Annotated in this window: 21 protein-coding genes and 2 tRNA genes; 9 read left to right on the top strand and 14 right to left on the bottom strand. The window is 66.6% G+C overall.

What is annotated here, in order from left to right; genetic code table 11:
• Positions 1-5 precede the first annotated feature (5 nt).
• From ACFOYW_RS11510 to pknB, 5 genes are all read left to right on the top strand, one after another.
• On the top strand, positions 6-1247 hold the full coding sequence (locus ACFOYW_RS11510; protein WP_390229071.1) for a PP2C family protein-serine/threonine phosphatase: 1242 nt from the start codon (positions 6-8) through the stop codon (positions 1245-1247).
• Entirely contained in the window at positions 1237-2664 is a 1428-nt protein-coding gene (locus tag ACFOYW_RS11505; RefSeq protein WP_390229070.1) for an FtsW/RodA/SpoVE family cell cycle protein, read from the top strand. Before ACFOYW_RS11510 ends, ACFOYW_RS11505 begins: the two co-directional genes overlap by 11 nt.
• Positions 2661-4118 (top strand): peptidoglycan D,D-transpeptidase FtsI family protein, encoded by a 1458-nt coding sequence (locus tag ACFOYW_RS11500; RefSeq protein WP_390229069.1) that lies wholly within the window; start codon positions 2661-2663, stop codon positions 4116-4118. Before ACFOYW_RS11505 ends, ACFOYW_RS11500 begins: the two co-directional genes overlap by 4 nt.
• Positions 4115-5926: a protein kinase domain-containing protein gene (locus ACFOYW_RS11495; RefSeq protein WP_390229068.1), complete on the top strand. Its 1812-nt coding sequence runs from the start codon at positions 4115-4117 to the stop codon at positions 5924-5926. Before ACFOYW_RS11500 ends, ACFOYW_RS11495 begins: the two co-directional genes overlap by 4 nt.
• A gap of 86 nt (positions 5927-6012) precedes the next feature.
• Complete coding sequence (pknB, locus tag ACFOYW_RS11490) at positions 6013-7770, top strand: Stk1 family PASTA domain-containing Ser/Thr kinase (RefSeq protein ID WP_390229067.1); 1758 nt, start codon at positions 6013-6015, stop codon at positions 7768-7770.
• A gap of 10 nt (positions 7771-7780) precedes the next feature.
• On the opposite strand, the gene ACFOYW_RS11485 is transcribed toward pknB, so the two are convergent.
• The 3 genes from ACFOYW_RS11485 to ACFOYW_RS11475 are packed head-to-tail and all read right to left on the bottom strand — an operon-like array spanning position 7781 to position 9384.
• On the bottom strand, positions 7781-8422 hold the full coding sequence (locus ACFOYW_RS11485) for an anthranilate synthase component II (protein WP_390229066.1): 642 nt from the start codon (positions 8420-8422) through the stop codon (positions 7781-7783).
• Positions 8419-8580 carry a hypothetical protein gene (locus ACFOYW_RS11480; protein ID WP_390229065.1) on the bottom strand — a complete coding sequence of 54 codons (162 nt, stop codon included), beginning with the start codon at positions 8578-8580 and terminating at the stop codon, positions 8419-8421. The genes ACFOYW_RS11485 and ACFOYW_RS11480 overlap by 4 nt, the downstream gene beginning before the upstream one ends.
• Positions 8581-8610: 30 nt before the next feature.
• Entirely contained in the window at positions 8611-9384 is a 774-nt protein-coding gene (locus ACFOYW_RS11475) for a class E sortase (RefSeq protein ID WP_390229064.1), read from the bottom strand.
• 41 nt (positions 9385-9425) lie between these two features.
• Here ACFOYW_RS11475 and ACFOYW_RS11470 point away from each other — a divergent pair, with 41 nt between their 5' ends.
• Positions 9426-9671 carry a cell division protein CrgA gene (locus ACFOYW_RS11470; protein ID WP_390229063.1) on the top strand — a complete coding sequence of 82 codons (246 nt, stop codon included), beginning with the start codon at positions 9426-9428 and terminating at the stop codon, positions 9669-9671.
• Between the two features lie 110 nt (positions 9672-9781).
• Here ACFOYW_RS11470 and ACFOYW_RS11465 read toward each other — a convergent pair whose 3' ends face one another.
• The gene (locus ACFOYW_RS11465) at positions 9782-10423 is read right to left on the bottom strand and encodes a rhomboid family intramembrane serine protease (protein ID WP_390229062.1); all 642 of its coding nucleotides are present in this window, start codon (positions 10421-10423) and stop codon (positions 9782-9784) included.
• Here ACFOYW_RS11465 and ACFOYW_RS11460 point away from each other — a divergent pair.
• Entirely contained in the window at positions 10422-10583 is a 162-nt protein-coding gene (locus tag ACFOYW_RS11460) for a hypothetical protein (RefSeq protein WP_390229061.1), read from the top strand. The genes ACFOYW_RS11465 and ACFOYW_RS11460 overlap by 2 nt on opposite strands.
• 111 nt (positions 10584-10694) lie before the next feature.
• On the opposite strand, the gene ACFOYW_RS11455 is transcribed toward ACFOYW_RS11460, so the two are convergent.
• Positions 10695-11234 (bottom strand): peptidylprolyl isomerase, encoded by a 540-nt coding sequence (locus ACFOYW_RS11455; protein WP_390229060.1) that lies wholly within the window; start codon positions 11232-11234, stop codon positions 10695-10697.
• Between the two features lie 131 nt (positions 11235-11365).
• Between ACFOYW_RS11455 and ACFOYW_RS11450 the strand changes: the two genes are divergently transcribed.
• Entirely contained in the window at positions 11366-11905 is a 540-nt protein-coding gene (locus ACFOYW_RS11450; RefSeq protein ID WP_390229059.1) for a hypothetical protein, read from the top strand.
• 68 nt (positions 11906-11973) lie between these two features.
• Here ACFOYW_RS11450 and ACFOYW_RS11445 read toward each other — a convergent pair whose 3' ends face one another.
• From ACFOYW_RS11445 to ACFOYW_RS11435, 3 genes are read right to left on the bottom strand one after another with little or no spacing between them, the layout of a single operon-like run.
• The gene (locus tag ACFOYW_RS11445; RefSeq protein WP_390229058.1) at positions 11974-12396 is read right to left on the bottom strand and encodes an NUDIX hydrolase; all 423 of its coding nucleotides are present in this window, start codon (positions 12394-12396) and stop codon (positions 11974-11976) included.
• Positions 12397-12425: 29 nt separating this feature from the next.
• A complete protein-coding gene (locus ACFOYW_RS11440) occupies positions 12426-12818 on the bottom strand; it encodes a PPOX class F420-dependent oxidoreductase (RefSeq protein WP_390229057.1) in 393 nt (130 codons plus the stop codon).
• Positions 12819-12826: 8 nt separating this feature from the next.
• On the bottom strand, positions 12827-13396 hold the full coding sequence (locus ACFOYW_RS11435; protein ID WP_390229056.1) for an adenylate kinase: 570 nt from the start codon (positions 13394-13396) through the stop codon (positions 12827-12829).
• A gap of 330 nt (positions 13397-13726) precedes the next feature.
• Here ACFOYW_RS11435 and ACFOYW_RS11430 point away from each other — a divergent pair, with 330 nt between their 5' ends.
• Positions 13727-14374, top strand: coding sequence for an alpha/beta hydrolase (locus ACFOYW_RS11430; RefSeq protein WP_390229055.1), 648 nt, complete (start codon positions 13727-13729; stop codon positions 14372-14374).
• A 213-nt stretch (positions 14375-14587) separates the two neighbouring features.
• On the opposite strand, the gene ACFOYW_RS11425 is transcribed toward ACFOYW_RS11430, so the two are convergent.
• The 6 genes from ACFOYW_RS11425 to gyrB all read right to left on the bottom strand — a co-directional run bounded on the left by ACFOYW_RS11425 (position 14588) and on the right by gyrB (position 20752).
• Positions 14588-15184 carry a class I SAM-dependent DNA methyltransferase gene (locus tag ACFOYW_RS11425; RefSeq protein WP_390229054.1) on the bottom strand — a complete coding sequence of 199 codons (597 nt, stop codon included), beginning with the start codon at positions 15182-15184 and terminating at the stop codon, positions 14588-14590.
• Positions 15185-15351: 167 nt separating this feature from the next.
• Positions 15352-15424: transfer RNA gene (locus ACFOYW_RS11420), tRNA-Ala, on the bottom strand.
• Between the two features lie 111 nt (positions 15425-15535).
• Positions 15536-15609: transfer RNA gene (locus ACFOYW_RS11415), tRNA-Ile, on the bottom strand.
• Between the two features lie 92 nt (positions 15610-15701).
• Entirely contained in the window at positions 15702-16112 is a 411-nt protein-coding gene (locus ACFOYW_RS11410) for a DUF3566 domain-containing protein (RefSeq protein ID WP_390229053.1), read from the bottom strand.
• Positions 16102-18708, bottom strand: coding sequence for a DNA gyrase subunit A (gene gyrA, locus ACFOYW_RS11405; protein ID WP_390229052.1), 2607 nt, complete (start codon positions 18706-18708; stop codon positions 16102-16104). Before gyrA ends, ACFOYW_RS11410 begins: the two co-directional genes overlap by 11 nt.
• 31 nt (positions 18709-18739) lie before the next feature.
• Positions 18740-20752, bottom strand: coding sequence for a DNA topoisomerase (ATP-hydrolyzing) subunit B (gene gyrB, locus ACFOYW_RS11400; RefSeq protein ID WP_390229051.1), 2013 nt, complete (start codon positions 20750-20752; stop codon positions 18740-18742).
• Positions 20753-20830: the final 78 nt, after the last annotated feature.

Below are 20830 nucleotides of genomic sequence, written 5' to 3'. Positions count from 1 at the left end.
CGTTGGTGGCGTCGAACACGCGCGGCGCCGCCGTGAGCAACGTCGGCCGTGTGCGCAGCAACAACCAGGACTCGGGCTACGCCGGCCACGACCTGTTCCTGGTCGCTGACGGCATGGGCGGCCACGCGGGCGGCGACGTGGCGAGCGCGATCGCGACGAACCACATCAAGCAGGTCGACCGCGAGTACGACGATCCGGAGGTCGCGCGCGAGACCCTCAAGAACGCGCTGCTCGAGGCGAACGAGGCGCTGGCCGAGACGGTGTACGAGCACCCCGAGCTCACGGGCATGGGCACGACGGTCAGCGCGGCGCTGCGGGTCGGCGACTTCATGGCGCTCGCGCACATCGGCGACAGTCGCATCTACCTGTGGCGCGAGGGCGAGCTGACCCAGGTCTCGACGGACCACACCTTCGTGCAGCGCCTCGTCGACACGGGTCGCATCACTGAGGAGGAGGCGGCGGTGCACCCGCGCCGCAGCGTGCTGATGCGCGTGCTCGGCGACGTCGACGCGCACCCCGACGTCGACTCGTGGATTCTCGAGACGCGCCCCGGCGACCGCTGGCTGATGTGCAGCGACGGCCTGCACGGGGTGGTGAAGTCCGAGCTCATCGCGCGCATCCTCGCGAATCCGGCGTCGCCCAAGACCGTCGCCGATCGGCTGCTGAAGGCGAGCCTCGACGGCGGTGCGCCCGACAACGTGACGGTCATCGTGATCGACATCGATCGCGGCGATCAGCCGCACGAGCCGGTGACGGTCGGGTCGGCGGCCGCGCCGCTGTCGTATGTGACGGATGCTTCGCGCCCGCGTGCCCCGCGGCTGCCGCTCCCCTCTCTCCTCCTCCACCCCACTCGCCCCGTGCAGGTGCCCACGCACTTCGAGCCCCAGACCGAGGACTACCTCGGCGAGCTCATCGAAGAGGACGAACGGCGGCATCGCCGGCGGCGGGCGTTCTGGATCAGCTTCGCGATCATCGCCGCCGTGGTGCTCGCGGCGATCGGCGTGCTCGGGTACCAGTGGACCCAGACCCGCTATTACGTGGGCATCGCGCCGGACGGCAACGTGGCGATCTACCGCGGCGTGCAGCAGCAGGTCGGCCCCTGGCACCTCTCGCACATCTATCAGGAGACTGAACTGCAAGCAGGTGACCTGACCGACTTCGAGCGGCAGCAATTGCGCCAGACGACCAATCCGAGCAGCCTGCAGGACGCGCGCGGCATCGTGGGGCAGCTGAGTCATGGCGGCTGATCAGAGGGCGGGCGGCGCCCAGCCGCGAACGGGACTCGTCTCGACGATGACGAGCGTGGTGCCGCGCATCCGGATGCCGCGCCGCCTGCGCAATCTGGAACTCGGGCTGCTGGTGTTCGCATTCGCGGTCGTCGTGGGCGCCGAGGTGCTCGTGCAGCTGGGCGCGAACGGCACGATCGACGGCTCGCTCGCCTTCTTCGGCGTCGCGCTCGGCATCCTCGTGTTCGGCGTGCACGTCGTGCTGCGCATCACGGCACCGAACGCCGACCCGTTCATCATGCCGATCGCGACCCTGCTGAACGGCCTCGGCATCGCGATGATCTACCGCATCGACATCCACTACCACCTGAGCGGCTGGGCCGCGGCATCCGTTCGGCAGATCATGTGGACCGCGATCGCGATCGTCTGCGCGATCCTGGTGCTCATCTTCCTGCGCAATCACCGCGCGCTGCAGCGGTACACGTACCTCTGCGGCCTGCTGTCGATCGTGCTGGTGTTCCTTCCGCTGCTGCCGGTGATCGGCACGGCGAACCAGTCCGCGAAGGTGTGGATCCAGTTCGGGCCGTTCAACTTCCAGCCCGGCGAGATCGCGAAGATCACGCTCGCGATCTTCTTCGCCGGCTACCTCGTGCAGCGGCGCGAGTCGCTCGCGGCGGTCGGCACGCGTGTGCTCGGCGTCACGTTCCCGCGTGCGCGCGACCTCGGTCCGGTCGCGATCATCTGGGTACTCACGCTGCTGGTGATCCTTCTCGAACGCGACCTCGGCACCGGCTTGCTCTACTTCGGCCTCTTCATCGCGATGCTCTACGTGTCGACGGGGCGCACCAGCTGGGCGCTGCTCGGCGTGATGGCACTGGTCGGCGGCGCGTGGGCGGTGAACGGGCTCTCGAGCGTCATTCCCAAGCTCGGCTACGTGCACGGTCGCTTCGAGAACTGGCTCAACCCGTTCGGCCATGCGCAGTACGAGGCGACGGGCGGCAGCTTCCAGCTCGCTCAGGGTCTGTTCGGGCTCGCCCATGGCGGACTGCTCGGCACCGGGCTCGGGCAGGGCCAGCCGTGGATCACGCCCGTGGCCAACAGTGACTACATCTTCGCGTCGCTCGGTGAGGAGCTCGGGCTGATCGGCGTCTTCGCCCTGCTCTGCCTCTACATGCTGTTCGTCGCACGCGCTTTCCGCGTCGGATTCGCCAGCGAGGACGACTTCGGCAAGCTGCTCGCCATCGGCCTCGGCTTCGTCGTCGCGCTGCAGACCTTCGTCGTGATCGGCGGCATCACGCGAGTGATCCCGGTGACGGGTCTGACGGCGCCGTTCCTCGCCGCGGGCGGCTCATCGCTCGTCGCCAACTGGGTGATCGTCGCGCTGCTGCTGCGACTGTCCGACACTGTCCGCAACCAGCCGAGGTCGGTGCACTCATGAACCGGGAACTGAAGCGCCTGTCGATCGTCGTCCTGCTGATGTTCGTCGCGCTGTTCGTCGCGTCGAGCACGATTCAGGTCGGCTACGCCGATCAATTGAACGCGGATTCCCGCAACACACGCGCCGTGAACGACAGCTACAACGTGCAGCGCGGGTCGATCCTCGTCGCCGGCAAGGCGATCGCGCAGTCCGTGCCGAGCAAGGACCGCTACCAGTGGCAGCGCGAGTACTCGAACGGCCCGCTCTACTCTGCAGTCACGGGCTATCTGGCCGTGAACGGCTCGGCGACCGGCATCGAAGGCGCGATGAACCAGGAGCTGTCCGGCACCTCGAACGCCGATTTCTTCACCCGCGTGAAGAACATCATCACGGGCAAGCATCCGCAGGGGAACTCGGTCGAGCTGACCATCGATCCAGCCGCGCAGGAGGCCGCCGTCGAGGCCCTCGGCAGTCTGCAGGGTGCCGTCGTCGCCATCCAGCCGAAGACGGGCAAGATCCTCGCGCTGGCCTCGACCCCGGCCTTCGACCCCAACAAGCTCGCCGTGCACGACAACTCGACCTACCAGGCGAATTACGACGCGCTCAATAACGCCGCCGGGTCGCCGCTCATCAACAAGGCCATCACCGATCTGAACCCCCCGGGCTCGACGTTCAAGCCCGTGGTCAGCTCAGCGGCCTTCGGCAGCGGCGATTTCAGCCCGAGCACCACGCTGCCGAACCCGTCGGGCTTGCAGCTGCCCGGGAGCAGCACGGTGATCCACAACGACACCGGTGCGGCCTGCAACGGCGGCTCCGGTGGCAAGGTCTCGATCGAGAACGCGCAGGTGTGGAGCTGCAACATCCCGTTCGCCGAACTCGGGGCCAAGGTCGGCAGCGACGGCATCAAGAACCAGGCCGAGGCGTACGGCTGGAACCACGAGTTCTCCATCCCGATGCCGGTCTCGGTCAGCCGCTACCCGGGCTACGACGACCAGGCCGAGCTGATGCAGAGCGCCTTCGGCCAGCAGAGCGACGTCGCGACGGCGCTGCAGATCTGCCTCGACTCGTCGGGCATCGCCAACGGCGGCGTGGTCATGACCCCGAACCTCGTGGAATCGGTCATCACGCCGGACCTCAGCCCGCAGCAGCAGTTCCAGCCGAGCCAGTTCGGCCGGGCCACCAGTGCCTCCGTCGCCAAGACCGTTACACAGATGATGGTCACCGGAGTCAATGAAGGCACAGGGACCAATGCCAAGATTAACGGCGTCAGCGTGGCCGGCAAGACCGGTACGGCGCAGAACGGTTCCAACGCGCCGTACACGCTCTGGTTCACTGGATTCGCGCCTGCTGACAACCCGCAGGTCGCTGTCGCGGTCGTCGTCGAGAACGGCGGCGGGCTGGGGCAGAGCGGTACCGGAAATTCCGTTGCCGCCCCGATCGCGAGACAGGTACTTGAGGCGGTGCTGAGCAAATGAGACCCACGGCAGGGCTCACCTTCGGTGGGCGTTACGAGCTGCAGTCGCGGATCGCAATCGGCGGCATGGGCGAGGTCTGGCAGGCGACCGACCAGGTGATCGGGCGCACCGTCGCGATCAAGATCCTGAAAGACGAGTACCTCGGCGACCCGGCATTCCTTGAGCGCTTCCGCACCGAGGCCCGGCACGCGGCGCTCGTGAACCACGAGGGCATCGCGAATGTCTTCGACTACGGGGAAGACGCCGGCAGCGCGTTCCTCGTCATGGAACTCGTTCCGGGGGAGGCTCTCTCGTCGATCCTCGAGCGCGAGGGCCACCTCTCGGCCGACACCACACTCGACATCGTGGCGCAGACCTCCGCCGCGCTGCAGGCCGCGCACTCCGCCGGGCTCGTGCACCGCGACATCAAGCCGGGCAACCTGCTGATCACCCCCGAGGGCCGGGTCAAGATCACCGACTTCGGCATCGCGCGCGTCGCCGACCAGGTGCCGCTGACCGCCACCGGCCAGGTGATGGGCACGGTGCAGTACCTGTCGCCGGAACAGGCCAGCGGGCACCCGGCATCCCCCGCGACCGACATCTACTCGCTCGGCATCGTCGCCTACGAGTGCGTCGCCGGGCGCCGCCCCTTCACGGGCGAGTCGCAGGTCGCGATCGCGATGGCGCAGATCAACGAAGCGCCCCCCGAGCTGCCGACGACGGTTCCCGAGCCGGTCCGCAACCTGATCATGGCGTGCATCGCCAAGAACCCGGTCGACCGGCCGAGCTCCGCCGCACACCTCGCCCGCGCGGCGCAGTCGCTGCGCCGTGGCGATGTCGCGAGCGCGGCCGCGGCGGTTCCCGCCGTACTCGCCGGCGCGACTCTCTCGTCGACGGCGATGACGCAGCTGATGCCGTCGGGGGCGGGCGCGGCGACATCCGCAACCACCGTCTACGCACCGCAGCCGACGAACGCTCTCGCGAGCCCGGCCGTCGCCTCGACGCGCGCCGACGCGGCACGCCAGACCAAGAGGCGCAGCCCGTGGACGATTCCGCTGATCGTCTTGATCGTGCTGCTGGTCGGCGCGTTGATCTGGTCGCTGATCGCATTCCTGCGCCCCACCGACGGGCCCACGGCAGCGCCGACCACGCCGCACAGCACGCCGACCGCCAGTTCCCCGAGACCGACCGCCACGACGACGCCCACCACTCGCGGCTACCTCGACCCGAACGACTACCAGGGACTCACGGTCGATCAGGCGACGCAGAAGCTGAACGCTGCAGGGTGGCACACCATCCACACGGTCAACAACCAGCAGTACGCCACGCAGCAGAGTGACGTGGGAACGGTGTACAACGTCGATCCGTCGCAGTACGTGCCGTTCGACATGCCCGTGACGCTGTACGTGTACGGCGGCCTCATCCACCCGAGCGCTCCCTCGTCGGCGCCCACGGTGCAGAGCCAGAGCGCCACTCCCGCGGTTCCCGGCACCCAGTTCACCTTCGCCTTCGGCAACGACTCGTGTCCCGCCGGGCAGACGCTCACTCAGCGGCGCCTGTACATCAACGGCACGCAGCAGCCCGCGGTAGACGGCTCGACGCCGACGGCGCAGTGGACGGCGACGGGCAGCGACGCGGGCCGGACGGTGCAGGTGAGCTACACCTACCAGTGCGCGGGGACGAACTGGTCGAGCCAGTCCCCCGCCCTGGCCGTGCCGATCGCGTCCTCGTCTCCGACGCCCACGTCGACGCCGACCTCGACCCCGACCGGCACGCCCGACCCGACGACGTCCCCGGCCGCCGACGGCTCCGGCGGCGGCAACGGATAACCGCCAGGTAACGACCCGCCGCGGTTCAGGGGCGCCTCAAGGACCGATTGCTACTCTGTCGCCAGATGAGTACTGAGGAACTGGCAGTGGCCCCTGTGACGCCCGCGACCCCGCGCATGGTCGCCGGTCGTTACGAGGTGGGCGAGTTGCTCGGTCGGGGCGGCATGTCCGACGTGCACAAGGGCACCGACACGCGCCTCGGCCGCCCGGTCGCCATCAAGCTCCTCAAGCCTCAGCTCGCGAGCGACCCGGCGTTCCGCACACGCTTCCGGCAGGAGGCCCAGGCGGCGGCACGCATGGCGCACCCCACGATCGTGCGCGTCTTCGACGCCGGTGAAGACACCGTGCGCGACGTCGACGGCCGCGAGGTGCAGGCGCCGTTCATCATCATGGAATACGTCGATGGCGCACCGCTCGACGAGCTTGTGCGTCGCGGTCAGATCGACCCGATGCACGCCATTCGCATCACCGAGGGCATCCTCACCGCCCTCGAGTACTCCCACCGCGCCGGCGTCGTTCACCGAGACATCAAGCCGGCCAACGTGATGATCACGCGGCAGGGCCAGGTCAAGGTGATGGACTTCGGCATCGCACGCGCGATCAGCGAGACCTCCGCGTCGCTCTCGCACACAACAGCGATCCTCGGCACCGCCAACTACTTCTCGCCCGAGCAGGCCAAGGGCGAGCAGGTCGATGCCCGCACCGACCTCTATTCGACCGGTGTCGTGCTCTTCGAGATGCTGACCGGGCGTCCGCCGTTCCGCGGCGAGACCCCGGTCGCGGTCGCGTACCAGCACATCAGCGAGATCCCGGTGAAGCCCTCGAGCCTCAACTCGAAGGTCTCTCCCGCTCTCGACCTCGTGCTGCGCAAAGCCCTTCAGAAGGATCGCTTCGAGCGGTACCAGACAGCAGCCGCGTTCCGCGCCGACCTCGAGGCGGCGGCTGAGGGTCGTGTACCGCGCACGCCGCGCCGGGTCGATGCATCCGATGCCCTGTTCGCCCCGCCGACCACCCAGCTGTCCAAGGCCGAGGCGACGATTCGCCAGCTCGCCGACGACAGTCAGATGGTGCGCACGCAGCGGCGGCCGCCGGCCCTCTGGGTCGTCGCGGGCATCATCACGCTCATGGCCGTTCTCGCGGCCCTGCTCATCTGGGTGGTCGAGAACAACCCGAGCGACGTGATCAGCTCATCATCGGCGACGGTGCCGTCGGTGACGGGCGACCCGCTCGCGCAAGCGCAGACCGCGATGAAGGTCGCGCACCTCAAGATGTCGATCGAGCACGAGTCCTCAGCGACCGTTCCGAGCGGTTCGGTGACCCGCACTGATCCGAGCGGCGGCTTCGTGACGCAGAAGAACGCCGACATCACGGTGTGGGTGTCCAGCGGGCCACCGCTGATCACCGTGCCCAACGTCGTGGGCAAGAGCGACGCGGCAGCGCAAGCAGCCCTGACCGGCGACGGTTTCGAGATCGGCTACGTTCACCAGCAGGACGACCAGAACGCCCCGAAGGGCCAGGTGCTGTCGACCGATCCGGCCGCCCAGACCCAGGGCCACAAGGGCGACACGGTGAACCTCACCGAGTCGAACGGGCAAGTTCACGTGACCGACACCACCGGTCAGCCGCTGCAAACGGCGCAGACCGAGCTCAACAACCTCGGCCTGCGCGTGACGGCGACGCCCGACTCGACGTGCCAGGTGCAGCAGGGCACGCCCGTCACCCGCCAGTCGATCGTCGGCGACCAGCCTCAGGGCGCTGCCGTCACGGTGTACTACTGCACCGGCAGTGCACCCGCGGCACCCCCGGCACCGACGCCGACGACCGCGCCGACCGCGAGCAACTAGACGCTGCGGCTCAGGCGCCCGCTTTGACGAGCGGGTCGAGGCTCAGCGCACGTTCGCGAGCTCCCGTGACGCCGGCCGCTTCGAGCCAGTTGCCGAGCATGCGGTAGCCGTCTTCGGTGAGCACCGACTCGGGGTGGAACTGCACCCCCCAGATCGGCGCGCTCGCGTGCTTCAGCGCCATGATGACGCCGCCCTCGGTGCGCGCAGTGACGACGAGCTCGGGCGGCAGCGTGCCGTTCACGACGGCCAGCGAGTGATAGCGGGTCGCCGTGAACGGCTGCCGCACCCCTTCCCAGAACGCGTCGTCGTCGTGCGTCACCAGCGACGTCTTGCCGTGCATCAGCTCGTCGGCGTTCGTCACGACGGCGCCGAAGGCCTCAGCGATCGCCTGATGACCGAGGCAGACGCCGAGCAGCGGCGTGCGCGATTCGAGCGCGGCGTGGACGATCGGGATCGACACGCCCGCTCCGCTCGGCGTGCCCGGGCCCGGCGAGAGCAGAACGGCGTCGAATTCGGCCAGCTTCGCCGCAGCATCCGCCTCGCCGAACACGTCGTTGCGCAGCACGAGGGTCTCGGCACCGAGCTCCTGCAAGTAGCCGTTCAGGGTGTAGACGAAGCTGTCGTAGTTGTCGATGACGAGAACTCGCGTCACGTTCCCACTGTCCCTTGCTGGTCGGGGTTCAGGATGCCGTCGACCCACGGGAAGACGAAGTCGAACAGCACGTAGAGCACGGCCGCGAGAATCGCCAGCAGGATCAGCAGGCGCACCCACCACGGCCCGGGCAGGATTCGCCACAGAGCTGCGTACATCTCAGCCGTCCCTTTCCGACTCTGCGACCACTAACCCACGGCCCCTGCGATCGCGGCCGGCGGCGTCTTCGAGAACGACTCGAGCACCGAGTACGCGACCAGGCGCTCCACCGAGTGATAGGGCGGGTTGCACGTCGTCATCGTGAGAATGCGATCGGATGCCTTCTGCCCGTTCTTCATCGGAACCGGCTGCAGCGCCTGCACCGCATTCGGCTGCACGTACACGTAGTTGCGGAACACGTAGGTGTAGAAGCCGTCCTGCGTCTGCACGTAGACCTTGTCGCCCACTCGCAGATTCTGAATGTGCAGGAACGTGTTGCCGTAGCCGGTGTCGTGCGCCGCCACGGCGAAGTTGCCGACGGCGCCCGGCATCGCGGTGTTCTGGTAGTGGCCCACGCCGGCCGACGTGCTGTTGAGCACCGGGGTGTCGGTGCCTTCACGAATGGTGCGCTTCCAGTCCGTGCCGAACCGCGGCACGTAGATCACGCCGACGGCGCCGAGGTAGGCGGGTGCGGTCTTCTCCACAGGGATCGCGGCGTTCGGCCCGACGGCGGTCTGGGCGCCCCCACCGCTTCCTGAGGATGTGCCCGAGCCCTCCGACTGCTCCAGCCACTGCTTGCCGAGCTGTGCCGCCGCACTGTCCTGCTTGCCGTTCAGATACCAGCTGTTGAAGACGTTCTGCCACGCGATGAAGAGCAGCACCATCACGCCGGCGGTGATGAGGACTTCGCCGAAGACGCCGATGAACGAGACCCTGCGACGCGGCCCGCGGGCGCGCGCACTGCGTTGTTCCTCGCGGCTCATGGGCGTGAGTCTAACTGGGCGGCCCGGTAAACTACCGGGCTATGGCCCCCAAGACCACCCGAAACAAGCTCACCCGCGATGAGCGCGCCGCCGCACGCGAGCACGCGGGCAACCCCGTCTGGTTCAAACCGCTGATGATCGGATTCATGGTCGTCGGCCTGCTGTGGATCATCGTCTTCTACCTGAGCGGAAGCCTCTACCCGATTCCGGGCCTCGGCTCGTGGAACATCCTGATCGGTTTCGCGATCGCCTTCATCGGCTTCCTGATGACCACGCGGTGGAAGTAGCGCTTCCATCCACATGCCACTCACACTGGGGATAATTACACGGCTGTAATTATCCCCAGTGTTATTAAACCTGTGGATAACCCGGCGGTTCTCCACAGGTGTGGACTTCGCTAGAAGATCACGGGGTAGATGCCTGCCACGATCACGACCACGGCCAGCACCGCGAGCAGAGCGATCTGCAGCGGCCGCTGCGAAATGCGCCGCGTCTCGGTGAGAACGAGACCCACGAGCAGGCCGCCGGCCAAGCCTCCGACGTGGGCCTGCCACGCGATCGCCCCGCCGAAGATGGGGAAGAACCCGAGGGCCAGGTTGATCACGATCAGCACGACGAGCTGCCTGATCGGGCCGCCGAGCTTGCGCTGGATCACGACCAGCGCGCCGAACATGCCGAAGATCGCCCCGGAGGCGCCCACCGCCGAGGTGGTCGGCGCGAGCACCAGCATGCCGACCGACCCGGCCACACCGCTGATGAGGAACAGGACCAGATAGCGCCACTTGCCGACGGCAGGCTCGAGAATCTGGCCGAAGATCCACAGCGTGTACATGTTGAGCGCGATGTGCAGGATGTTCGCGTGCAGGAAGACGCTCGTCAGCAGGCGCCACGGCTCGAAGGCGAAGCCGGGGTATGTGCCCGTCGGCTGCGAGTAGATGCCGTTGTAGAGCAGAGCGCGCGTCACCGGCCCGCTGCCGATGCCCGTCACCTCTTGGAGGATGAACACGACGACGCAGACACCGATCAACGCGTACGTCATGACCGGCTGGCCGCTGCGGCTCATGAAGCTGATGCGCCGCACCGCCTCAGGCCGCGTTCGGGGCGCACCCGCGCGCGCCTCGCGCATGCACTCCGGGCAGATCACCCCCACCGGCGCGGGGGTCTGGCATTCGCCGCAGATCGTGCGCCCGCAGCGTTGACAGAGCACATAGCTCTGCCGGTCGGGGTGCCGGTAGCAGTAATTCGAGCGTTCTGGCTGGTAGTCGGTCATGCGCGTCGCGGGCGGTAGGCCGCTCGTTCAGGAATCCGTCTCAGACACCCGCGATGTCGACGGACTCGATGACGACGTCTTCGACGGGGCGATCGCGGCCGTCGGTGGCGACCGCGGCGATCTTCGCGACGACCTGCTTCGACGCGTCGTCCGCCACCTCACCGAAGATGGTGTGGTTGCCGAGCAGCCACGGGGTGGGGTCGGTCGTGATGAAGAACTGCGAGCCGTTCGTGCCCTTGCCACCCCGCTTGCCGGCGTTCGCCATGGCGAGCAGGTACGGCTTGTTGAAGTCGAGCTCGGGGTTGATCTCGTCGTCGAACTGGTAGCCAGGGCCACCGGTTCCGGTGCCGAGCGGGTCGCCCCCCTGGATCATGAAGCCGGGGATGATGCGGTGGAAGATGACGCCCTTGTACAGCGGCTCGTTGGTCTTCGCGCCGGTCTCGGGGTTCGTCCACTCCTGCTCGCCGGTCGAGAGACCGACGAAGTTGCGAACGGTCTTCGGAGCGTGGTTGCCGAACAGGTTGACGACGATATCGCCGTGGTTCGTGTGAAGCGTGGCAACGGCGGTGTGAATCGACATGCGGCAATTGTTCCACAGGCGGTGTCAACGCCCGGCGCAATGTCAATGCCTGGTTGTCTGCCCGGGGGCAAGTGGCAAGATGGGTGTCAGTTTGACGCCGCCCGCAAGCAACTCCCTTGGAGGTAACCCCGGTGAGTACGTCCCTTTCTCTTTCGAAAAAGCGTGTCAAAGAACTCGGAAAGCTCAAGGCGGACGCGCAGGCGCTCCTCGCCCACCAGCAGGATGTGCTCGCGCACGCAACCGACGTCGCGCAGCAGGCCGGCAAGCAGGCGCAGTACTTGACTCGTGAGCAGGTCTACCCGCGTGTTCGCGGCGGCTACGCCAGCTACGTCACCCCGGCTGCCGAGCGCGCCGGCCACGTCGTCACCCACAGCATCGTTCCCGCCGTCGGCACTGTGCTCGGCACCGCTCTCTCGGTCGCAGACATCGCGAACGACACGCGCGTCAAGGCAGCCGTGAAGCGCGTGAAGGCGAGCGGCAACCAGATCGCCCGCCAGTTTCCCGGCGGCAAGAAGCCGAAGAGGAAGTCCCACGTCGGCACGATCATCGGCGTGAGCCTCGGTGTCGCGGCCCTCGCCGGCGTCGCGTATGCCGTCTGGCAGACCTTCCGCTCCGACGACGAGCTCTGGGTCGCCGACGAGCCTGAGTCGACGAGCAACCCCGAGTCCTGACCTTCAGCACTCCGCGAATCCCCCTCCGCCCCACGCGTCGAGGGGGATTCGTCTACTCGGGCGCGGCCTTACGCGCTGAGGCCGGCGAAGCGCAGCCCCGCATCGACGAGGCCGACGTGGTGCAGAGACGCCACGTCTCCGAGAGGAAACCACGCCGCCTCGTCGGTCGAGCCGCCGACCTCATTGGTGAGCTCGCCGCCGGTGACCCGCGCGCGATACACGATCCGCAGCGCCTGCAACGGCTCGGTCGCGCCGTGGAACCGGTTCTCCGCAGGGATCACATGCGAGTCCACACCGAGCAGTTCACCGAGCTCGGCGCGGTACCCGGTCTCCTCGAAGACCTCCCGCACCGCGGCATCCGCCGGGTCCTCATAGGGGTCGAGACCACCACCCGGTAGCGTCCACCCGCTGTTGCCGCCCTCATTCCAGTGGGACAGCAGAATCCGGTTGTCATCGACGATGATGCAGTACGCGGCAACTCGCAAAGCCATGGTGTCGAGCCTAACCGCGGCGCCGACGGCTACTGGGTCGTGTAGTGCTCGACCGACATCACGAGGATGACGCGGTCCGCGCTGTCGGCCGGCGGTTCCTGATCCCGTCCGTAGCGGTGCGCCAACTGCACATAGAACGCGCCCGTCGGGTCCGGGACCACTTCCAGCAGCTTCCCGCGCACCTCGAGATAGCGGTACGGGTTGTCGGTGGCGAATACCGCGACGCTCATCGACGGGTTGTGCTGCAGGTTCCGGAACTTCTGCCGGAACGTCGTGTGAGTGAAGCGGATGACCTCGCCATCGAACTCGAACCACATCGGGTTCACCTGCACGGTGTCGTCGGGGCGGATCGTGCCGAGAACCCCGAAGTTCGGCTCTTCGAGCAGGGTGATCAGGTCGGCCGGTATGTCAGCTACGCTCATGCGGCAATTCAATCAAGCGGATGCCTCACTCCGCCCGCCTTGACAGGCGTGAGTCCCCCAATCCACGCCTCGAGGTCACGGGGACGCCGGAACAGGATCGTCGGCGGCCCCGTCTGGTCGGCCGACCATGCGCGCATGGTGACCCGCTTCTTTTTCCAGCTTCGGAAGTGCCAGATGACGATGGAGTCGGCGCTGAGTGCCTTGCGGAGGGTCTCGCGGTTGCCGTTGCAGATGAACTCGCCCGTGATCACGCGGCGGGCCGTCCGCACGATGAGGCGCGTGAGCGACAGCCAGCGTGAGTAATCCAGCCCGATGATCAGGTCGACGCTGGGCATGACGAGATCTCGCCACTTCGAGTACGCACTGTCGAATACCCAGGAGTCACCCGCGGCCGCCGCCTGCACCATGGCTCGTTGCTCCTCAACCGGGCGCTCTCGCCAGCCGGGCAGCCACCCGATCTCATCGGCGAGGGTCACCGGACGACCGAGAATCGCGGCGATTCGCACCGCCGCGGTGCTCTTCCCCGAACCGGTGGCACCGTGCAACAGAATTCGACGCGGCGCGAGAGGCACAGACACTCGGCGGAGCCTACTCACTGCAGCATGACCGCGCCAGCGGCCCTGACGCGGAGATTCGCTATCGATTGTTCTGGCGCCACAGCGCCGCGCGAGTCGCGCATTGCTAAGCTCCTACGGTCCGTGCAGCTGAATGAGGAGGTGGTACCTGTGAACGTATACGTGGGTGCTCCCTCTGGTCTCACGGTCGGGCAATAGGTCGCCCGGGAGCGCCATTCCAGCGCACTCCCGAAAGGCACGACCATGCACTTAACCTTCATTTCTGAACCCCGACCGGGCGACGGGATCGTCGAACGCGACTTCACCCTTGGCGGCGTTGCGGGCATCCTATGGATGCCCGCAACCGTCCCGGCACCCGTGCCGCTGATCCTGCTCGGCCACCCGGGCGGCCTCACGCAGATGCGCCCGCGCCTCTTCGCACGAGCGCAGCGGGCGGCAGCCGACGGCTTCGCTGCGGCGACCCTCGAACTCCCCGGCAGGGGCGATCGGCCACGGCTGTCCGCAGCCGAGGAAGCGCGCGCCGACCTGCGACGCGCGCTGGCGGCCGGCGAGCAGGTCAGCTCCGACATCATCGACCGGCTCGTCCTGCCGCTCGTCGAGCAGGCTGTCGCGGAATGGCAGGCGGCGTTGGATGCCCTGCTCACACTGCCGGAAGTCCGAGGCCCGGTCGGATATTCGGGCGGTGTGATCTCCATCGGAATCCGGCTGGCAGTGGTTGAGCCGCGCATCGTGGCTGCCGGGCTCTTCGCGGGAAGCCTTGTTCCGGCCGCCATGTTCGAGGAGGCACGCCACGTCACGATCCCGCTGCATGTTCTGCTGCAGTGGGACGACGTGGACAACGACCGGCAAGCGGCCCTCGCCCTGTTCGACGCCTTTGGCTCGCATGAAAAGACCCTGCAGGCCAACATGGGCGGGCACGTGGGCGTACCGGCGTTCGCCGGCGAGGACGCGGCGCGATTCTTCGCCCGGCACGTGGGCTAGTCAGCAACTGGCGCGCGCTCGCACCAAGACCGAGTGATGTCAGGAGTTCGAGCCCACCGGGCCGCCCGCTCCGAACGTCAACGCGAACAAACAAACATCGAGACGAGGTCCGGACGACGCACCGGATCTGCACACGACGTGGCTTCCAGGCTGATCGCGCCACACGATGACGCTGACCTCATGGCTAGCGACTCGCGCCGCTGACCTCATGAACTAGGGACGGCGAGCAAGGATGAATCCCTGCGAGTGGCGGTCGTTCTTCCGCGCGCCTCGGTCGAGTCGTGCGATGACCACAAGCCCCGCCGATTCGGCGCAGCGTGCCATCTGGTCGGTGCTTCGAAGGAACGAACGTAGCTCCACGATGTGACCGTAGGGGCGTGTGCTCAGCCACTCGCCCTCGCCAGACTGGAATCCGGTGAGGACAACGCCCCCGGGGGCGAGAACACGGTACAGCTCGTCGAAGATCGGACCCAGTCCCTCGCTCGGACAATGGATGAGTGAATACCAGGCTAAGACGCCGTCGAACTCGCCGTCCTGATAGCTGAGAGCGCCGAGCTCACCGGTCTTGATCCGCACATCCGGGTAAGCCGCCCGTGCAACTTCGACCATCGCCGGAGAGAGATCGACTCCCTCGATGTGTAAAGACGGATTCAGTTGCGTCAAGTAGTCGATCATCCGACCGGCGCCGCAGCCAGCATCCAGGACCCGCGCATCCTTCGCCAGCTGCGCGACGAAGTGCCCGATCATCGCAAGGTCAAGCGGCGCTTCGTAGGAAGCGTCCGGCAACATCCGGGCGTAGCTTTCGGCCACGATGTCGTACGCCTCACGAGTCTGCTTTACGAGGAGATTCCCGGCCATGACCGAAACGGTATCGGACGGGCGCTAACGGACCGCCAGACCCGAGATGGGCACGAGTCAAAGAGCCGGCGCAAGCCCAAGACCGAATGATGTCAGGAGTTCGAGCACGGCTCGAATTGTGGAGCCTAGGAGAATCGAACTCCTGACATCCTGCTTGCAAAGCAGGCGCTCTACCAACTGAGCTAAGGCCCCTTGCTTGTGGTCAGGCCGGTCCTCGCCCGGCCAGATTCGCTACGCGATTCGCCGTACACGCCGCCGAATCGCTGTGGTGCGGAAGCGAATCATGTTGCAAAACAAACACCGTGGGGCTACCAGGACTTGAACCTGGGACCTCTTCATTATCAGTGAAGCGCTCTAACCGCCTGAGCTATAGCCCCGTGAAACGGACCTGTTAGAGATTACCGGACGATTGCTCGCTAACGAAATCGGCCCGGGAAACCCCTGAATCAGGCATCCGTCACGCGTGAAATCAGTTGTTGGTGAACCCCACCAGCAGACCGCCGGTGATCTTCACCGACAGGTTGTACAGCAGCGCCACGACGGCGCCGAGCGCAGTCACGACGATGAGGTCAAGGATGCCGACGATGATCGAGAAGCTCATCACGTTGCCGAGCCCGAGGGCGCTCATGAAGCTGTTGGAGCCCTGCCCGCTGATCGAGTTGAACAGGTCGCCGACTGTCTTGAAGACGCCGGTCTGGGTGAGCACGGTCCACAGCAGGAACGTCACGACGATGCCGATGATCGCGAAGGCCAGGCCCGCGAGGAAGGAGATCTTCACAGCCGACCAGAAGTCGACGTAGACCAGCTTGAGGCGGACCTGCTTCGAGGTCGGGCGCTTGGCCGTCTTTTTGGCCAATCGCTCGGCAACGCTACTGCTCATCGGTCGTTACACCCTCCGCGCCCGGGTCCCCCTCGGGCTTGCTGTCGTCCGTGTGTGCGGTCTCCACCGCTTCGGTCGCCTCGTCCTGCGCCACCAGGTTTCGTTCGGTGTTGTGCGCCAGGGCGATGATCCGGTCATCGTCGGCAAAGCGAGCGAAGACGACGCCCATCGTATCCCGGCCCTTCGCAGGAACCTCTGAGACAGCCGAGCGCACAACCTTACCCGTTTGCAGGACGACGAGCACCTCGTCATCTTCGCCGACGATCAGCGCGCCGGCGAGATCGCCACGGTCTTCGACGAGTTTTGCGACCTTGATTCCCAGGCCGCCGCGGCCCTGCACACGATACTGATCGACGGAGGTGCGCTTGGCGTAGCCGCCCTCGGTGACGATGAAGACGTAACCCTCGTCACTGACAACGGATGCCGCGAGCAGGCTGTCACCGTCGCGGAAGCTCATGCCCTTCACACCGGAGGTCGACCGGCCCATCGGCCGCAGAGCGTCGTCGTTCGCCGTGAAGCGCAGTGACATGCCCTTGCGTGAGACAAGCAGAACGTCGTCGGTGTTCTCGACCAGCAGCGCCGAGATGAGCTCGTCGCCCTCGCGCAGCTTGATCGCGATGATGCCGCCGGTGCGGTTGGTGTCGTATTCCGTCAGCTCGGTCTTCTTCACAAGACCGTCGCGGGTCGCGAGCACGAGGTGCGTCGCGACCTCGTAATCACGGATGTCGAGCACCGCGGCGATTTCTTCGTCGGGCTGCATCGCCAGAAGGTTCGCCACGTGCTGGCCCTTCGCGTCGCGGCCGGCCTCGGGCACCTCGTACGCCTTGGCGCGGTACACCCGGCCGAGGTTCGTGAAGAACAGCAGCCAGTGGTGCGTCGTCGTCACGAAGAAGTGGTCGACGATGTCCTCGCCGCGCAGCTGCGCGCCCTTCACTCCCTTGCCGCCGCGATGCTGCGAACGGTAGTTGTCGCTGCGGGTGCGCTTGATGTAGCCGCCGCGGGTGACCGTGACGACCATCTCTTCCTCGGGGATCAGGTCTTCGACCGACATGTCGCCGTCGTAGCCCAACAGGATCTCGGTGCGGCGTTCGTCGCCGTACTTGTCGACGATCTCAGTGAGCTCGTCGCTCACGATCGAGCGCTGGCGCTCGGGCGACGCGATGATCGCGCGGTATTCGGCGATCTCGACTTCGAGCGCCTCGAGGTCGTCGACGATCTTCTGCCGCTCGAGGGCTGCCAGGCGGCGCAGCTGCATCGCGAGAATCGCATTGGCCTGCAGTTCATCGATGTCGAGCAGCTCGATGAGGCCGGTGCGAGCCTCATCGACGTCGGGCGAACGGCGGATCAGCGCGATGACCTCGTCGAGGGCATCCAGCGCCTTCACCAGGCCGCGCTGGATGTGCGCCTTCTCTTCGGCCTCGCGCAGACGGTACTGCGTGCGCCGGACGATGACCTCGATCTGGTGGTCGATCCAGGCGCTGATGAAGCCGTCGATCGCCAGCGTGCGCGGCACGCCGTCGACGATCGCCAGCATGTTCGCGCCGAAGTTCTCCTGCAGCTGCGTGTGCTTGTACAGGTTGTTCAGCACGACCTTCGCGACGGCGTCGCGCTTCAGCGTGATGACGAGTCGCTGGCCGGTGCGGCCCGAGGTCTCGTCGTTGATGTCGGCGATGCCGGCGATCTTCCCGTCTTTGACAAGCTCGGCGATCTTGATCGCGAGGTTGTCGGGGTTGACCTGATACGGCAGTTCGGTGACGACGAGCGCGGTGCGGCCGTGGATCTCTTCGACGTTGACGACCGCGCGCATCGTGATCGATCCGCGACCGGTGCGATACGCATCCTGGATTCCCTTGACGCCGAGGATCTGCGCGCCGGTCGGGAAGTCGGGACCCTTGACGCGGGCGATCGCCGCCTCGAGCAGCTCCTCGCGGGAGGCGTCGGGGTGGGCCAGCCCCCACAGCGCGGCTTCCGCCACCTCGCGCAGGTTGTGCGGCGGGATGTTCGTCGCCATGCCGACCGCGATGCCGACGGACCCGTTCACCAGCAGGTTCGGGAACCGGCTCGGCAGGATGATCGGCTCCTGGGTGGAACCGTCGTAGTTGTCCTGGAAGTCGACGGTGTCCTGGCCGATGTCTCGCACCATCTCGAGAGCGAGCGGGGCCATCTTCGTCTCGGTGTACCGGGGGGCCGCCGCACCGTCGTTGCCGGGCGAGCCGAAGTTGCCCTGACCGAGCGCGAGCGGGTAGCGCAGCGACCACGGCTGAACCAGGCGCACGAGGGTGTCGTAGATCGCCGAGTCGCCGTGCGGGTGGTACTGCCCCATGACATCGCCGACGACGCGCGCGCACTTGGAGAACGGGCGGTCGGGGCGATACCCGCCGTCGTACATCGCGTAGATCACGCGGCGGTGCACCGGCTTCAGGCCATCGCGCACCTCGGGCAGCGCGCGGCCGACGATGACGGCCATCGCGTAGTCGAGGTACGAGCGCTGCATCTCGAGCTGCAGGTCGACCTGGTCGATCTTGCCGTGCACGCTCAGTGCGGCGGCGGCTTCAGCGGCAGCGCGCTCGTCGTCACCGGGGGTTTCGTCAGACATGAATGTCTCTTTCTACGGGGTCTATCGAGCGTTAGACGTCGAGGAAGCGGACGTTCTTGGCGTTCTTCTGAATGAAGTGACGGCGCGAATCGACGTCGTCTCCCATGAGCGTCGCGAACACCTCGTCGGCGGTCGCCGCGTCCTCCATGGTGACCTGGCGCAGCGTGCGAGTCTCGGGGTTCATCGTCGTCTCCCAGAGCTCCTGGTAGTTCATCTCGCCGAGGCCCTTGTAGCGCTGGATGCCGTTCTCTTTCGGCAACCGGTGGCCGGCGGCCTGGCCCGCGACGATGAGCGCGTCGCGCTCGGCATCCGAGTACACATAGTCGTGCTCGGCGTTAGTCCACTTGAGGCGGTATAGCGGGGGCTGCGCGAGGTAGACGTAGCCCAGCTCGATCAGCGGGCGCATGTACCGGAAGATCAGCGTGAGCAGCAGCGTGGTGATGTGCTGGCCGTCGACGTCGGCATCCGCCATCAGCACGATCTTGTGGTACCGCACCTTCTCGGCCTTGAACTCTTCGCCGAGGCCGGCACCGAACGCCGTGATCATCGCCTGGATCTCGGCGTTGGCGAGCGCACGGTCGAGGCGCGCCTTCTCGACGTTCAGGATCTTCCCGCGCAGCGGCAGGATCGCCTGCGTCATCGGGTTGCGGCCCTGGGTCGCCGAGCCGCCGGCCGAGTCGCCCTCGACGAGGAAGATCTCGCTGATCGTCGGGTCCTTCGACTGGCAGTCCTTCAGCTTGCCGGGCATGCCGCCGCCCTCGAGCAGCCCCTTGCGACGGGCGGTCTCGCGCGCCTTGCGGGCGGCGAGCCGCGCGGTCGCAGCCTGCAGACCCTTGCGGATGATGTCGCGCGCGACGTTCGGGTTGCGATCGAACCAGTCGCCGAGCTGGTCGCCGACGACCTTCTGCACGTATGCCTTGGCCTCGGTGTTGCCGAGCTTGGTCTTCGTCTGGCCCTCGAACTGCGGCTCGGCGAGCTTGACGGAGATGACGGCGGTCAGACCCTCGCGGACGTCTTCCCCGGAGAGGTTGTCGTCCTTCTCTTTGAGGATGCCTTTCTCACGCGCGTACTTGTTGACGAGCGTGGTCAGCGCCGCCCGGAACCCCTCTTCGTGTGTGCCGCCCTCGTGCGTGTTGATCGTGTTCGCATAGGTGTGCACGCTCTCGCTGTAGGCAGTCGTCCACTGCATGGCGACCTCGAGAGCGATCTTGCGCTCGGTGTCTTCCGACTCGAAGTGGATGATCTCGTCGTTGACGATCTCGTTCTTCTTGATCGAGTTGAGGTACTCGACGTAGTCCTCAAGGCCGCGGTCGTAGTGGAACACCGCGGTGCGGGCCGGGACCGGCTCGCCTTCGTCATCGAACTTCTCGAGGTCGCGGTCGTCGTGCAGCTCGATCGACAGCCCCTTATTAAGGAAGGCGTACTGCTGGAACCGCGTGCGCAGCGTGTCGTAGTCGTACTCGGTGCTCTCGAAGATCTCTTTGCTCGGCCAGAACGTGATCGTCGTACCGGTCGTCTGCGCGGCGGGACCCTTGGTGAGGGGGGCCTCGGGCGCTCCGTCGCGGTACGTCTGCGTCCAGACGTGACCCTGCTGCCTGACCTCGACCTCGAGGCGGCTCGACAGAGCGTTCACGACCGATGAGCCGACGCCGTGCAGACCGCCGGAGACGGCATACGCGCCGCCACCGAACTTGCCGCCCGCGTGCAGCACGGTGAGCACCAGCTCGACTGTCGAGATGCCCTCAGGCTGGTGGATGCCGACGGGAATGCCGCGGGCGTTGTCGACGACGCGAACGCCGCCATCAGCGGTCAGAGTCACGATGATGCGGTCGCCGCTGCCGGCGAGATACTCGTCTACGGCGTTGTCGACGATCTCCCACACGAGGTGGTGAAGGCCGCGGGGCCCGGTCGAGCCGATGTACATTCCAGGGCGCTTCCGCACCGCCTCGAGGCCCTCGAGCACCTGGATCTGGTTAGCGCCGTAGCTCTCGTTGTCAGAGTTGGAATTGCTTGCCCCGGCCTGCGGTGTGGGTTCGATCGTCATCTGAAATTGAGCTCCTGACCCCTAGAGTCTTGACATTCCATGCTATCAGGAGGGGTCATCATTCCGGGGCTCATACGC

The organism is Gryllotalpicola reticulitermitis (assembly GCF_042651345.1).
GTDB lineage: Bacteria > Actinomycetota > Actinomycetes > Actinomycetales > Microbacteriaceae > Gryllotalpicola > Gryllotalpicola reticulitermitis.
Note: the sequence above shows the minus strand (reverse complement) of the source record. Positions and strands in the feature narration are given on the sequence as shown.

Coding starts and splice junctions, on each gene's coding strand:
- ACFOYW_RS11455 (WP_390229060.1), bottom strand. CDS start 11,234: ATGTCGATTCACACCGCCGTTGCCACGCTTCACACGAACCACGGCGAT.
- gyrB (WP_390229051.1), bottom strand. CDS start 20,752: ATGACGATCGAACCCACACCGCAGGCCGGGGCAAGCAATTCCAACTCT.
- ACFOYW_RS11495 (WP_390229068.1), top strand. CDS start 4,115: ATGAGACCCACGGCAGGGCTCACCTTCGGTGGGCGTTACGAGCTGCAG.
- gyrA (WP_390229052.1), bottom strand. CDS start 18,708: ATGTCTGACGAAACCCCCGGTGACGACGAGCGCGCTGCCGCTGAAGCC.
- ACFOYW_RS11430 (WP_390229055.1), top strand. CDS start 13,727: ATGCCCGCAACCGTCCCGGCACCCGTGCCGCTGATCCTGCTCGGCCAC.
- ACFOYW_RS11470 (WP_390229063.1), top strand. CDS start 9,426: ATGGCCCCCAAGACCACCCGAAACAAGCTCACCCGCGATGAGCGCGCC.
- ACFOYW_RS11465 (WP_390229062.1), bottom strand. CDS start 10,423: ATGACGTACGCGTTGATCGGTGTCTGCGTCGTCGTGTTCATCCTCCAA.
- ACFOYW_RS11445 (WP_390229058.1), bottom strand. CDS start 12,396: ATGGCTTTGCGAGTTGCCGCGTACTGCATCATCGTCGATGACAACCGG.
- ACFOYW_RS11410 (WP_390229053.1), bottom strand. CDS start 16,112: ATGAGCAGTAGCGTTGCCGAGCGATTGGCCAAAAAGACGGCCAAGCGC.
- ACFOYW_RS11480 (WP_390229065.1), bottom strand. CDS start 8,580: ATGTACGCAGCTCTGTGGCGAATCCTGCCCGGGCCGTGGTGGGTGCGC.
- ACFOYW_RS11460 (WP_390229061.1), top strand. CDS start 10,422: ATGACCGGCTGGCCGCTGCGGCTCATGAAGCTGATGCGCCGCACCGCC.
- ACFOYW_RS11505 (WP_390229070.1), top strand. CDS start 1,237: ATGGCGGCTGATCAGAGGGCGGGCGGCGCCCAGCCGCGAACGGGACTC.
- ACFOYW_RS11440 (WP_390229057.1), bottom strand. CDS start 12,818: ATGAGCGTAGCTGACATACCGGCCGACCTGATCACCCTGCTCGAAGAG.
- ACFOYW_RS11475 (WP_390229064.1), bottom strand. CDS start 9,384: ATGAGCCGCGAGGAACAACGCAGTGCGCGCGCCCGCGGGCCGCGTCGC.
- ACFOYW_RS11500 (WP_390229069.1), top strand. CDS start 2,661: ATGAACCGGGAACTGAAGCGCCTGTCGATCGTCGTCCTGCTGATGTTC.